We start from the raw sequence: 14,004 nt of genomic DNA, 5'->3' as shown, positions 1-14,004 counted from the left end.
CCGCTGGCACGGCAATAACAATCGCGTCGGCGCCGGGCGGCGCGGGCCCGGCACTTGCCGCTGATCCGGCGCGCGCCTATAACGCCCCCAGATCACCACGAGGGGGCGGCATGACATATCGGGCACGGCACCTGCTGGGCATTGAGCCGCTGCACCCGGTCGAGATCACCACCCTGCTGGACCTTGCCGACACCTATGTGGACCTGAACCGGCAGGCGGTGAAGCATTCGGACGTGCTGGCCGGGCTGACGCAGATCAACATGTTCTTCGAAGCCTCCACCCGCACGCAGGCCAGTTTCGAATTGGCGGGCAAGCGGCTGGGCGCGGACGTGATGAACATGGCAATGCAGGCCAGTTCCATCAAGAAAGGCGAAACGCTGATCGACACGGCGCTGACACTGAACGCGATGCACCCCGATCTTCTTGTCGTGCGGCACCCCAATTCCGGCGCGGTGGACCTGCTGGCGCAGAAGGTGAACTGCGCCGTTCTGAACGCGGGTGACGGGCGGCACGAACATCCCACGCAAGCGCTGCTGGACGCGCTGACGATCCGCCGCGCCAAGGGCCGACTGCACCGGCTGAACGTGGCGATCTGCGGCGACATCGCCCACAGCCGTGTGGCACGGTCGAACATCCTGCTTCTGGGCAAGATGGAAAACCGCGTGCGCCTGATCGGCCCGCCCACGCTGATGCCCAGCGAGGTCCGCGAGCTTGGCGTAGAGGTATTCGAAGACATGCGCGAGGGGCTGACCGGCTGCGACGTGGTGATGATGTTGCGGCTTCAGAAGGAACGAATGGATGGCGGGTTCATCCCGTCGGAGCGCGAGTATTACCACCGCTACGGGCTCGACCCGGAGAAGCTGGCCTATGCCAAGGACGATGCGATCGTGATGCATCCCGGCCCTATGAATCGCGGGGTGGAGATCGACGGCATCCTCGCTGATGACATCAACAGGTCGGTGATTCAGGAGCAGGTGGAAATGGGCGTCGCCGTGCGGATGGCGGCGATGGACTTGCTGGCGCGAAACCTGCGCGCGGCGGCCACGGACGGCGCGGCGTGACCGTGTCCGACACCGTCTCGACGGGCGAAGGCGGCCGCCTGCGGCTCTATGCCCTGTCGCAGGACCGGGCCGAGGCGGCAGCGCTGCGCGCGGCCTTTGCACAGGACGCACCGGATATCGGCGCACAGGTCGGCGCAGCGCTGGGAACCGGCCCGCTGGAGGGCCACTGGCTGACGCTTGTGCCGGTATCGGACGTGCGGGCGATCGGTTTCGACACCTACCTGCGGTCCGGCCACGACGTGCCGGACGACCAGATCGCGGCGGCGCGCGCGCGGCTGGACGCGGTGTCGGGCCATGTGCTGATCGTGCAGTCCCCGGCCTTCGGCGGCAGCGCGCACCGGCTGTCCCCGGCGGATTGGCTGGAGCCAATGGCCGAGTTCGACACGATCCGCGACCCGGGCCCGGCGCGGGACATGCCGCGCGCCGCACATCCCGATCCGGTCAGCGCGCAGGGCCGTACGCCGCCAGCGCCGCCGCGCCGGGCGATGCCGCCGCTGGTGCTGCTGTTGGGGCTGCTTGCCGCGGGTGCGATCGTGGCCGCGCTGGCTGTTTTGGGCGGGCGCTGATGACCGGCGGCTGGGACGGCATCCTCAACCCCGGCGAACGGGTGCTGTGGCAGGGCCAGCCGGATCCAACGCCGGACTGGACCGGCTGGCGGTTGTCCGACGGGCTGTTCGGCGGAGCCTTCGCGGGCTTCGCGCTGTTCTGGATGGCGATGGCGCTGGGGCAATTGCCCGGCGGGAGCTTCCTGGGGCTCGTGTTCCCGCTGTTCGGGCTGCCCTTCCTTGTGCTCGGGCTGCAACGGGCCGGGGCGGAACGGCTGTGGGACGCCTATGTGCGGCGCCGGACCTGGTACACGCTGACCGACGAGCGCGCCTTCATCGCCACGGCCGTTCTGGGTCGCCGCGCCTTCGACGCCTACCCGATCACACCGCAGACCCGCATCCGGCGCGACGGGCGCAACCTTTGGTTCGCCACCGACCTCGTGAAGACCGCCGATGGCCAGACGCAGCGCCCGGTCGGCTTCACCCATCTGGCCGATATCCGGGCCGTCCATGACCTGATGCAGCAGGTCCAGCGCGAGGCGACATGACGCTCCTGTTCACCGACATCCGACTGATCGACCCCGAGGCGGAGGACGGCCAGCCCCCCATCGGCTGGCTGCGCGTCGAGAACGGAGTCATCGCCGCGACCGGCACCGGCCCCGCGCCGACCCCGCCCGGCGGTGCAACGCGGATTGATGGCGCAGGCGCGTGCCTTGCGCCGGGCATCGTCGATCTGGGCGTCAAGGTCGGCGAACCGGGCGAGCGGCACAAGGAAAGCTTCAAGACCGCCGGGCGCGCTGCCGCCGCGGGCGGCGTGACGACGATGGTCACCCGGCCCGACAGCCTGACCCCGATCGACAACCCCGAGACGCTGGAATTCGTCACCCGACGCGGACAGGAAACCGCGCCCGTGCGCATCGCCGCCATGGCCACACTCACCCGCGCCCGCGCCGGGCGAGAGATGACCGAGATCGGCTTTTTGAAGGACGCGGGCGCGGTGGCCTTTTCGGACGGAGATCATGTGCTGACCGACCATCGCGTGCTGGTACGATGCCTGACCTACGCGCGCAGCCTCGGTGCGCTGGTGATCGGCCACCCGCAGGACCCGGGACTCAGCTCGGGTGCCTGCATCACCAGCGGCAAGTTCGCCACGTTGCGCGGACTTCCGGGCGTGCCGCCGATGGCCGAGAGGATCGGGCTGGAACGCGACCTCGCGCTGGTGGAACTGACCGGCGCGCGCTACCACGCCGACCAGGTGACCACAGCTGCCGCCCTGCCTGCACTGCGCCGGGCGAAAGCGACCGGTCTGGACGTGACGGCCGGTATATCGATCCATCACCTGACGCTGAACACGCTCGACATCGGCGACTACCGAACGTTCTTCAAGGTCAAGCCGCCGCTGCGCCACGAGGAGGACCGATTGGCGATGGTGGAGGCGCTGCGCGAGGGATTGATCGACATCGTCTGTTCCATGCACACACCGCAGGACGAGGAATCCAAGCGCCTGCCGTTCGAGGAAGCCGCGGCCGGTGCCGTGGGTCTTGAAACGCTGCTGCCGGCGGCGTTGCGACTTTTCCATTCGGGAGACCTTTCGCTGCAGGCGCTGTTCCGCGCAATGGCGCTGAACCCGGCGCGGCGACTGGGCCTGCCCGGCGGCACTCTGGCACCGGGAGCACCGGCAGATCTGGTGCTCTTCGATCCGGACGCGCCCTTCGTTCTCGACCGTTTCAAACTCCATTCCAAGTCCAAGAATACCCCGTTCGACGGCGCGCGGCTTCAGGGCCGGGTGCGCGGCACATGGGTCGGCGGCGCGCGGGTGTTCGGATGATCCCCGCGCTGACCACGCCGCCCGGTCTGCTCCTGCTTGCGGCGGGACTGGCCTACCTGCTGGGCGCGGTGCCGTTCGGGCTAGTCATGGCGCGCCTTTTCGGGCTGGGCGATTTGCGCAGCATCGGGTCGGGCAATATCGGCGCGACCAACGTGCTGCGCACCGGCAACAAGGCTGCCGCGTTCCTTACGCTGGTGCTGGATGCCGCTAAGGGCGCGATCGCGGTGCTGGTCGCCCGCGCAGTTCTTGGCCCCGACGCAGCGCAACTCGCCGGGGTCGCGGCCTTCCTAGGCCACTGTTTTCCCGTCTATCTTGGGTTTCACGGAGGCAAGGGCGTCGCCACGTTCCTGGGCACGCTGCTGGCGCTGTCACTGCCGGTCGGGCTTGCCGCCTGCGCCTGCTGGGCCGCCACGGCGGCGCTGACGCGCTATTCCTCGCTTTCGGCACTGGTCGCGGCGGCGCTGTCGCCGGTCGTCGCCGCCCTTCTGGGACGGACGGACATGGCATTGGCCGCAGCGTTGCTGGCCGCGCTGATCTTCCTGCGTCACCACGAAAACATCGCGCGGCTGCGCGCCGGGATGGAAACGAAAATCGGGCGGAAGTAACCTTCCGCCCGACCAGTGTTACGCGGTCCCCGCCTGTACGGACAGGCCGGTTTTGTCAGGCCGCAGTGCCGGCTTCGCGCGCGCCGAAGTGACCGATCACGCGGGCGGCAAGCGATGCCCCTGCCCGGCCGGCTTCGGCCACGTCCTTGCCAAGCGCCAGCGCCGAAAGGAACCCGGCAGCGAAAGCATCGCCCGCACCGGTGGTATCCACGACCTTCGGTACCGGCTGGGCCGCGACCTCGACCACCGGGCCGCCATCGGCCAGCAACGCACCGTTCTCGGACCGGGTCAGCGCCACGGTGCGCACGTGATCGAGCGCCCAGTGCAGTGCCGACATCGGGTCCTGCGCCCCGGACAGCGCCGCAAGTTCCAGCTCGTTGCCGATCAAGATGTCGCACTCGCCTTCGATCAAAGCCAGCATGGCCGCGCGCTGACGGTCCACGCAGGCCGCATCGGACGGCGTAAGCGCGATCCGTGCACCGACGCCGCGTGCAAGTTCGACCGCGCGCGCGACATTCGCCGCGCCGTGCGGGGTGTCGAAGTGATACCCCTCGACCAATAGGATCGCCGTCTCGCTGGGCAGCGTTTCGGGCAGATCGTCCGGCGCCAGGCATTCGCAGGCGCCAAGATAGGTGGACATCGTGCGTTCGCCGTCGGGTGTGACCATGACCACGCAGTGGCCCGTCGCGGTGCCATCGGCCTGATCGGGCACCGGAACGTCGATTCCCAGTGCGGCCATGTCCCGGCGGAACACCCCGCCAAGATCGTCGCCAGCCACCTTGCCGAGGAACGTGCCTTTCAGACCCATATCACCGACATGGGCGATCGTGTTGGCGACCGACCCGCCGGACTGCTGGATGCCCGGTCCGATATCGGCATAAAGCGCCTTGGCCGTCGCGGCATCAACGAGATGCATCTCGCCCACCGTCAGGCCATGCTTGCCCGGCGCATCAGGCCCGACCGACGCGAGAACGTCCACCAGCGGATTTCCGATGCCGGCGATTTGCGGTTGTGACTTGCTCATGTGCTGGTGTCGGGGCGGCATCGCGCCGCCCCGCCTTTCCTCAGTAACGGTAGTGTTCGGGCTTGAACGGGCCTTCCGGCGTCACGCCGATATAGGCGGCCTGTTCCGGCGACAGCGTGCTCAGCTTCACGCCGATCCGGCCGAGATGCAGGCGCGCGACCTTCTCGTCTAGGTGCTTGGGCAGCACGTAAACCTCATTCTTGTACTTGTCGCCGCGGGTCCACAGTTCGATCTGCGCCAGCACCTGGTTGGTGAAGGACGCGGACATCACGAAGGACGGGTGACCGGTCGCGTTGCCGAGGTTCAGCAGGCGGCCTTCGGACAGCAGGATGATCCGGTTGCCACCAGGCATCTCGATCATGTCCACCTGGTCCTTGATGTTGGTCCACTTGTGGTTCTTCAGGCTGGCGACCTGGATCTCGTTGTCGAAGTGACCGATGTTCCCGACGATCGCCATGTCCTTCATCTCGCGCATATGCTCGATGCGGATCACGTCCTTGTTGCCGGTGGTGGTGATGAAGATGTCGGCGGTGGAGATCACATCCTCGAGTGTCGTCACCTCGAACCCGTCCATCGCCGCCTGCAGCGCGCAGATCGGGTCGATCTCGGTCACCTTCACCCGCGCGCCGGCGCCCGCCAGCGATGCGGCCGATCCCTTGCCCACGTCGCCATACCCGCACACGACCGCGACCTTGCCGGCCATCATCGTGTCCGTCGCGCGGCGGATGCCGTCGACCAGCGATTCCTTGCAGCCATACTTGTTGTCGAATTTCGACTTGGTGACGCTGTCGTTCACGTTGATCGCCGGGAACGGCAACTGTCCCTCGCGCATCAGTTGGTAGAGCCGGTTCACGCCGGTAGTTGTTTCCTCGGACACGCCGCGGATCTGGTCGCGGATCTTGGTGAACCAGCCCGGCGAGGCCTTCATGCGCTTGGCGATCTGCGCCTTGATGACCTCTTCCTCTTCGGATTGCGGAACCGGAATGACATCCTCGCCCGCCTCGGCGCGTGCGCCCAGCAGGACATAGAGCGTCGCGTCGCCGCCATCGTCGAGGATCATGTTCGGGCCGTCCTCGAACATGAAGGACTTGTCGAGATAGTCCCAGTGCTCTTCCAGCGTCTGGCCCTTGACGGCGAAGACCGGCGTGCCGCCCGCGGCGATCGCGGCGGCGGCGTGGTCCTGGGTCGAAAAGATGTTGCACGACGCCCAGCGGACATCGGCGCCAAGCGCGTTCAGCGTCTCGATCAGAACGGCGGTCTGGATCGTCATGTGCAGGCTGCCGACGATCCGCGCACCCTTCAGGGGCTTGTCTTCGCCGAATTCCTCGCGCAGCGCGATCAGGCCCGGCATCTCCGTTTCGGCGATGTCCAGTTCCTTGCGGCCGTAAGCGGCAAGCTCGATGTCCTTGACGACGTAGTCAGGGGCGATGGTTTCTTGGGTGTTCATGAATATGTCCTTGAAACTGTTAGGTTACTGGGCAGCCTTGGTGGCGCCGAAACGGCTTGCGATCTCGGCCGCAAGGTCGGTGCGTTCCCAAGTGAAGCCGCCCTCGGCGTCGGGGTCGCGCCCGAAATGGCCATAGGCCGCGGTGCGCGCGTAGATCGGCTTGAGCAGGTCCAGCTTGGTGCGGATGCCGCGCGGCGTCAGCTTGACCAACTCGCGCAGCGTCGCGGCGATCTCGTCTTCGTCGGCCTGCGCAGTCCCCAGAGTGTTGACATAGAGCGCGACAGGCTCGGGCACACCAATGGCATAGGCCAGCTGGATCTGGCACTTCTCGGCCACGCCGGAGGCCACGACGTTCTTGGCAAGGTAGCGCGAGATGTAGGCCGCCGAGCGGTCCACCTTGGTCGGGTCCTTGCCCGAGAACGCGCCACCGCCATGCGGGGCCGCACCGCCATAGGTGTCAACGATGATCTTGCGCCCCGTCAGGCCCGCATCGCCATCGGGGCCGCCGATCACGAACCGCCCGGTCGGGTTCACGATCAGCTTGTCGTCGGGAACGGTGGTCCAGCCTTCCGGCATTGCCTGATCCACGTAGGGCTTGACCAGTTCTCGCACCTGATCGGTGCTCAGGTCCTCGGCGTGCTGGGTGGACACGACGACCGTATCGACAGCGACCGGCATCCCGCCTTCGTAGCGCAGGGTGACCTGGCTCTTGGCGTCAGGGCCGAAGCCGGGCTGTGCGCCGGACTTGCGGTCCTGTGCCATCAAACGCAGGATGCGGTGTGCCACCTGGATCGGCATCGGCATCAGTTCAGGCGTCTCGTTGCAGGCATAGCCGAACATGATGCCTTGGTCGCCTGCACCCTCCTCGCCCTTGTCGCCCTCGTCGACGCCCTGCGCGATGTCGGCTGACTGTTCGTGCAGAAGGTTGTTGACCGCGCAGGTCTTCCAAGAAAAGCCTTTCTGCTCGTAGCCGATGTCACGGATCGCCTCGCGGGCGATCTCCTCGACGCGCTGGCGCACGGCGTTGGGGCCGCGGACTTCGCCGGCGATGGTCACGTGATCGGTGGTGGCAAGCGTTTCGCATGCGACGCGGGCATGCGGATCCTCGGCCAGAAACGCATCGAGAATGGAGTCGGAAATACGGTCACAAACCTTGTCAGGGTGGCCTTCTGAAACGGATTCGCTGGTAAAAAGCCAACTCTTGGCAGTCATGTTCGGAGTCTCCTTGATTACATTTTCGTGTCCGGGCGTCGTTACTCGGCGGCTTGTGCCGCAGGGTCGGTCTTGCCCGGCGTGTAGCCAAGGTTTGGCGCAAGCCAGCGCTCCGCCTCGGCGATATCCATGCCCTTCCGGGCCGCATAATCGGCGACCTGATCGGCGCCTATGCGCCCGATGCCGAAATAGGATGCCCCTGGATGGGCGAAGTACAGCCCAGAAACGGCCGAAGCAGGCCACATCGCGCAGCTTTCGGTAAGCTCCAGCCCGGCATTGCGCGGGGCGTCCAGCAACGAAAACAGCGTTCGCTTCTCGGTGTGGTCGGGGCTGGCCGGATAGCCTGGCGCAGGGCGGATGCCACGGTACTTCTCGGCGATCAGGTCGTCGTTGCGCAGCCCCTCGTCCGCCGCATACCCCCAGAGCGAGCGACGCACGCGCGCGTGCAGCGCCTCGGCATAGGCTTCGGCAAGACGGTCCCCCAGTGCCTGCACGAGGATGGAGTCGTAGTCGTTGCCATCCGACTTGAACCTCTCTGCGATCTCGTGGACCTCGGGACCGGCGTTCACGGCGAAGCCGCCGACCCAGTCCGGGATGCCCTTCGGCGCAACGAAATCCGCAAGGCACATCGCGGCGCGATCCCTCGACTTGGTTCCCTGCTGGCGCAACATGCAGAACCGTGCGGCTTCGGCGTTCCGGTCCTCGTCGGTCCAGACAACGACATCGTCGCCATCGCTGTTGGCCGGCCACAGCGCGACAACGCCGCGCGGTGTGAACCATTTCTCGGCGACGATGCGGTCCAGCATCGCCAGCGCGTTGCCGTGCAGTTCGCGCGCCGTCTCGCCCATCTGCGGATGATCGAGAATGCCGGGGAAGGTCGCCCGCATCTCCCAAGTCCAGAAGAAAGGCGACCAGTCGATGAACGGCACAAGATCCGCAATCGCCATGTCGTCGATCACGCTCAATCCCGGTGTCTGGGGGCTGGGCGGGTGGTAGTCATCCCATCCGCCGTCGAATGCATTCGCGCGCGCGTCGGCCAACGGAGTCGTGCGACGCTCGTCAGAGGCGGCGCGCCCGTCGCGGAGCTTGTCCTGATCGGCACGCACTCCGTCAAGGTATTCCGGCGCGCGGGTCTTCGACAGCAGCGTCGAGACGACGCCGACCGCCTTGGACGCGTCGTCCACATGCACAACGCCATGATCGTATTCGGTGGCAATGCGCAGCGCGGTGTGCTTCTTCGACGTGGTCGCTCCGCCGATCAGCAGCGGTACCTCGAAGTTCTGGCGCTTCATCTCTGCCGCGACTTCCACCATGCGGTCGAGCGACGGTGTGATAAGACCGGACAGCCCGATGATATCCGCATTCTCTTCCCGCGCCTTGGCGAGGATATCCTCGGTCGGGACCATGACACCCATGTCCACGACGTCGAAATTGTTGCACTGCAGAACGACGCCGACGATATTCTTGCCGATGTCGTGCACGTCGCCCTTGACCGTCGCCATAAGCACCTTGCCCTTGGCCGAGGTATCGCCGGACAGGCGCTTTTCCTCTTCCATGTAAGGCAGCAGATGCGCGACCGCAGTCTTCATGACGCGGGCCGATTTGACCACTTGCGGCAGGAACATCTTTCCCGCGCCAAACAAGTCGCCCACCACGTTCATGCCGTCCATCAGCGGACCCTCGATCACGTCGAGCGGCTTGTCGGCCTTCTGGCGGCATTCCTCGGTGTCGGCGACGACGAAATCGGTGATGCCGTGGACCAGCGCGTGTTCCAGCCGCTTCTCGACGGGCTGTTCGCGCCACTTGGGGTCTTCCTTCTTGGTCGCCTCGCCCGACCCCTTGTACTTGTCCGCGATGGCCAGCAGCCGGTCGGTCGCGTCGGAGCGGCGGTTGAACAGCACGTCCTCGACATGATCGCGCAGCTCCTCGGGGATATCGTCGTAAACGGTGATCTGCCCCGCGTTCACGATCGCCATGTCGAGCCCGAGCGGGATCGCGTGGTAAAGGAACGCCGAATGCATCGCTTCGCGAACTGCGTTGTTGCCGCGGAAGCTGAACGACACGTTCGAAAGCCCGCCCGAGACATGGCAGTCGGGCATCGCCTCCTTGATCATGCGCGTCGCCTCGAAGAAGGCGTTGGCATAATCGTTGTGTTCCTCGATGCCGGTGGCCACGGCGAAGATGTTGGGGTCGAAGATGATGTCCCACGGATCGAACCCGGCCTTCTGGGTCAGCAGATCGTAGGATCGCTTGCAGATGTCGAACTTGTGCTGCGCGGTTTCCGCCTGACCGCCTTCGTCGAAGGCCATCACCACCACGGCCGCGCCGTAGCGGCGGATCGTGCGGGCCTGTTCGAGGAACGGCTCTTCACCTTCCTTGAGCGAGATGGAGTTCACCACGCTGCGGCCCTGCACACATTTCAGACCGGCCTCGATCACCTCGAACTTGGAGCTGTCGATCATGATCGGCACGCGGCTGATATCGGGTTCGGACGCGATCAGGTTGAGGAACGTGGTCATCGCCTCGGCGCTGTCCAGAAGCCCCTCGTCCATGTTCACGTCGATGATCTGCGCTCCGTTCTCGACTTGGTCTCGCGCCACGTCCAGAGCGGCGGCATAATCGCCGCCCATGATCAATTTCTTGAATTTGGCGGAACCGGTAACATTCGTCCGCTCGCCGATGTTGATGAAACGGGTGATGCCGGTCATGCGGCGCCCTCCATGTCGGGGCCGGGCAGGTCGAACATCTCGAGGCCGGAGAGCCGCATGTGCCGGACCTTGCCTGGCACCTTGCGCGGGGCCTTGCCCTTCACCGCCGCGGCGATGGCGGCGATGTGGTCGGGGGTCGTGCCGCAGCAGCCGCCGACGATGTTCACCAGACTGGCATCGGCCCACTCACCGATGTGATCGGATGTCTCGCGCGGGGTTTCGTCATACCCGCCCATGTCGTTGGGCAGGCCCGCGTTCGGATAGGCGCTGATGCGCGTATCGGCGACGCCCGACAGGGTGCGGATGTGCTGGCGCATCTCGGCGGCGCCGAGCGCGCAGTTGAGCCCCACGGAAAAAGGGCGCGCGTGGCTCATGGACGCCCAGAAAGCTTCTGGCGTCTGCCCTGTCAGGGTTCGGCCCGACCGGTCGGTGATCGTTCCCGAGATCATGACAGGCGGCACGTCCACGCCCGCGTCGCGCAGCGCTTCGACAGCATAGACAGCGGCCTTGGCGTTCAGTGTGTCGAAAACCGTTTCGATCAGGATGATGTCGGCCCCGCCCTCGATCAGCCCTCGCGCCGCCTCGCCATAGGCATCGGCCAACTGGTCGAAGGTCACGCCCCGAAAACCGGGGTTGTTCACGTCCGGGCTGATCGACGCTGTCTGATTGGTCGGGCCGATGGCCCCCGCGACCCAGACCTTGCGGTCTGGCGCGGCCTGCTGCGCCGCCTCGCGCGCCAGCTTCACCGAGGCCACGTTCATTTCGAACGACAGGTCCACCATGCCGTAGTCGGCTTGGCTGATCGCATTGGCACCGAAGGTGTTGGTGCACAGGATGTCCGCTCCCGCATTCAGGAAATCGGCATGGATCTCGCGGATCATGTCGGGCTGCGTGAGACTCAGAAGCTCGTTGTTTCCGCCCACATCCTGCGGGTGATCCGCAAACCGCGCGCCTCGATAAGTCGCCTCGTCCGGCTTGCGGGTCTGGATCATGGTGCCCATCGCACCGTCCAGCACGAGGATACGCTTGGCGGCTTCCAGTTCTAGATCAGTCGCCTTTGTCATGGAATGTCCTTGTTCGATGCCGCCCGGCGGGGGCAAAACCCCACTTTTCATGACGACGCAATATAACAGCGTGCCGCTGTAATCCAGCGGCACCTTGCGCACACGAAGCGCGCCTAGCCCGGCTTGCGGAAAACCTGGATGCCCCAGGCGAGATGCCCGTCATCCGCCGCCGTGATCCAGTTCTGCAACCCGGTGGCCATCTTCCCGAGATATTCCAGCGAGGCGCCGGCATCGCGCAACTTGTCCTCGTTCGACTGAAGCTCTTCAAGAACGCGGGCGTAATGGGTGCGCAGGTTCTCCAGCAAGTCCTCCTGTTCGACCAGCGCGAAGCCCGCGACCTCTGCCGCCTGCCGGTAGAACTGCATCGACCCGAGGTCGTTCAGTTGCAACCGGTCATAAACCGGCTGAAGCGTTCCGGGCGCGACGTCGTCGGCTTGCATCGGATCGGTGAAGATCAGCGTGCCGCCCGGCTTGAGCACGCGGAACGCTTCGGCCAGGATCTTGCCGCGCTGGTCCGAATGCAGGAATGCATCCTGCGACCAGACCACGTCGAAAGTACCATCCTCCTCGGGGACGTCCTCGAACACGCCGTGGCGCACCGTGATCGCATCGCCAAGCCCGGCTTCACGGATCTTCGCGCGGTTGTAGTCGTTCTGCGTCTCCGAAATGTTCAGGCAAACCGCCTGCGCCCCGGTCTTCTTGACCAGTTTGCGCATCGCGCCGCCATAGCCCGCCCCAAGGTCCAGCACGCAGCTGTCCGTACCCAGCCCGTCAAGCTTGTCGAGCATCTTGTAGACGATCCGGTCCGACGCCTCGCGGATGACCTTCGTCTCGCTATAGTCGCCGATATGCAGGTCCTCGCCGCCCCAGATCGTCGAATAGAACAGGTCCGCATCGTCACTGTCGTAGTAATCCTCGGTTACGGTGCGGATGTCGGTTCCGTCTTCCGACTGTCCGCCCCAGCGCACCAGATGAAGCGACGACTTCTCGGCCACATGGATGAAGAAATCCGGCTCGCCCTCGGCATAGGTTTCCTGAAAATCCCCGTAGGTGCGCACGCGCTCGAACCCGGCCTCGTGCAGCAGCCGCCGCATGTAGTTCTTGCGGATCGGGCACATGTTCAGAGTATACGACGACCCGTCGGGGAAGCTGTAGCGCATCCGGCACAGCCCTTCGTCCACGTGATCCGGCTCTGCCGTGACCTTGTCGCCGCAGTAGTAGTACTTGTGCTTGGTCGAAAAACCGCTGTCCAGCATGGCGTCATAGTTGCGCTGATCGAGGATCAAAATGCCATCATGCTTCAGTGCGGCATAGTATTCGGCCAGCGCGCGGCGGCGATCCTTTTCCTCGTGCAGATGGGTGAAGGAATTGCCAAGGCAAACGATCGCGTCGTACTTGCCCTTGATGTCCCGGTTCAGCCAGCGCCAGTCGGCTTGCACCGTTTTCAGGATCAGACCGCGTCTTTGTCCATTGGCGAAGGCCTTGGCCAGCATCGCGGCCGACCCGTCGGCGGTGGTCACATCGAACCCCGCCTCCGTCAGCCTCACGGAATGGAAGCCGGTACCCGCTGCCACGTCGAGCACACTTTCCTTGCCGCGAGCGCGCAGAATGTCGATAAAAAACTGTCCTTCGCTGGTGGCACGTCCCTGCCAGTCGATCAACTCGTCCCACTTTTCCACGAAACTCATCACGTATTCTGCGCGATAGCGGTCGGTTTCGCGGTTCTCCAGTGGATCGCCTTCGTAGGACTGCTGGTCCATCACCAGATCGGCGTTACGGTTGGCGGACAGATCGTTGCTCATCGTGGCTCCATGTTGCCGGGCGCACAACATAGGTCGACCCTGGAAGGGCCAACACCGTCGAACGCAGGTTTCTGTTTCTGCCGACCCGCAGAACTGCGGGACGCGGCGCGCCACGTCGGACGCTTTTGGTCGCAAGCCGACCCGACTTTTCGGGTGCGGGTTCTTCATAGCGACCGGGTGCTGCGACATCGCGCCGCAAACCCAAACTTGCCCAGACGCTACCCAGACACCCCCGTTCAATCAACAGTGACACGCAATTAAATGTCGCAAGAGGCGAGTTTGCGAACCTAAGCATATGAAAGTATTATGGTCTTTGTTTGGTGATTGTTTTGCGACAGGGCTCGTCGACCGCCTTCTGAGCGCCTCTGGACACGCCCGATGCGGCATGACTCGCGTGAAATCGACCCGTTTGACGACCAACATCGGACCGACCGAAAGCGACATTTCCGAATCCCCAAGCGACATGCAGGTGCCGCGCGCCGCCAAGCCACTTGCCGGATCAGGGCCCCTGCGCTAGCACTCAGTGAAGCGACGGGAGAATCCGGCAAGACCGGTGCCGAAGGAGCAACCGCCCCGGTAAACTCTCAGGCACAAGGACCGCCGCTGAACAGACACTCTGGAGAGTGGCGCCACCTGGCGCCCGCCGAAGGGATAATGATCTCAGGCGCACGGACAGAGGGGGCATCAACACGGGGCGATACCGCCCTT

11 protein-coding genes and 2 riboswitches are annotated in these 14,004 nt (G+C 65.1%); of the genes, 5 read left to right on the top strand and 6 right to left on the bottom strand.

Annotated elements, in window-relative coordinates:
• Positions 1-110 precede the first annotated feature (110 nt).
• The 5 genes from DKT77_RS16565 to plsY are packed head-to-tail and all read left to right on the top strand — an operon-like array spanning position 111 to position 4,039.
• The gene (locus DKT77_RS16565; protein ID WP_109812766.1) at positions 111-1,061 is read left to right on the top strand and encodes an aspartate carbamoyltransferase catalytic subunit; all 951 of its coding nucleotides are present in this window, start codon (positions 111-113) and stop codon (positions 1,059-1,061) included.
• A complete protein-coding gene (locus DKT77_RS16560; RefSeq protein ID WP_109812765.1) occupies positions 1,058-1,627 on the top strand; it encodes a hypothetical protein in 570 nt (189 codons plus the stop codon). The genes DKT77_RS16565 and DKT77_RS16560 overlap by 4 nt, the downstream gene beginning before the upstream one ends.
• Positions 1,627-2,154, top strand: a complete 528-nt coding sequence (locus DKT77_RS16555) for a hypothetical protein (RefSeq protein WP_109812764.1) — start codon at positions 1,627-1,629, stop codon at positions 2,152-2,154. Before DKT77_RS16560 ends, DKT77_RS16555 begins: the two co-directional genes overlap by 1 nt.
• Positions 2,151-3,434, top strand: a complete 1,284-nt coding sequence (gene pyrC, locus DKT77_RS16550) for a dihydroorotase (protein WP_109812763.1) — start codon at positions 2,151-2,153, stop codon at positions 3,432-3,434. The genes DKT77_RS16555 and pyrC overlap by 4 nt, the downstream gene beginning before the upstream one ends.
• Complete coding sequence (gene plsY / locus DKT77_RS16545) at positions 3,431-4,039, top strand: glycerol-3-phosphate 1-O-acyltransferase PlsY (RefSeq protein WP_109812824.1); 609 nt, start codon at positions 3,431-3,433, stop codon at positions 4,037-4,039. Before pyrC ends, plsY begins: the two co-directional genes overlap by 4 nt.
• Before the next feature lie 55 nt (positions 4,040-4,094).
• Here plsY and DKT77_RS16540 read toward each other — a convergent pair whose 3' ends face one another.
• From DKT77_RS16540 to DKT77_RS16515, 6 genes are all read right to left on the bottom strand, one after another.
• The gene (locus DKT77_RS16540) at positions 4,095-5,063 is read right to left on the bottom strand and encodes an adenosine kinase (RefSeq protein WP_238547959.1); all 969 of its coding nucleotides are present in this window, start codon (positions 5,061-5,063) and stop codon (positions 4,095-4,097) included.
• 40 nt (positions 5,064-5,103) lie between these two features.
• A complete protein-coding gene (ahcY, locus tag DKT77_RS16535) occupies positions 5,104-6,492 on the bottom strand; it encodes an adenosylhomocysteinase (protein WP_109812823.1) in 1,389 nt (462 codons plus the stop codon).
• A 42-nt stretch (positions 6,493-6,534) separates the two neighbouring features.
• Positions 6,535-7,722, bottom strand: coding sequence for a methionine adenosyltransferase (metK, locus tag DKT77_RS16530; RefSeq protein ID WP_109812761.1), 1,188 nt, complete (start codon positions 7,720-7,722; stop codon positions 6,535-6,537).
• 41 nt (positions 7,723-7,763) lie between these two features.
• A complete protein-coding gene (metH, locus tag DKT77_RS16525; RefSeq protein ID WP_109812760.1) occupies positions 7,764-10,430 on the bottom strand; it encodes a methionine synthase in 2,667 nt (888 codons plus the stop codon).
• Positions 10,427-11,494, bottom strand: a complete 1,068-nt coding sequence (locus DKT77_RS21635; protein WP_109812759.1) for a homocysteine S-methyltransferase family protein — start codon at positions 11,492-11,494, stop codon at positions 10,427-10,429. The genes metH and DKT77_RS21635 overlap by 4 nt, the downstream gene beginning before the upstream one ends.
• A gap of 113 nt (positions 11,495-11,607) precedes the next feature.
• The gene (locus DKT77_RS16515) at positions 11,608-13,296 is read right to left on the bottom strand and encodes a glycine/sarcosine N-methyltransferase (RefSeq protein WP_109812758.1); all 1,689 of its coding nucleotides are present in this window, start codon (positions 13,294-13,296) and stop codon (positions 11,608-11,610) included.
• Between the two features lie 522 nt (positions 13,297-13,818).
• A riboswitch (glycine riboswitch) is annotated at positions 13,819-13,906 on the top strand.
• Positions 13,907-13,982: riboswitch (glycine riboswitch) on the top strand.
• The last annotated feature ends 22 nt before the right edge of the window (positions 13,983-14,004 follow it).

Source organism: Meridianimarinicoccus roseus (assembly GCF_003172915.1).
GTDB lineage: Bacteria > Pseudomonadota > Alphaproteobacteria > Rhodobacterales > Rhodobacteraceae > Meridianimarinicoccus > Meridianimarinicoccus roseus.
The sequence above is the reverse complement of the archived record's forward strand: the minus strand, read 5'-3'. Positions and strand labels throughout refer to the sequence as shown.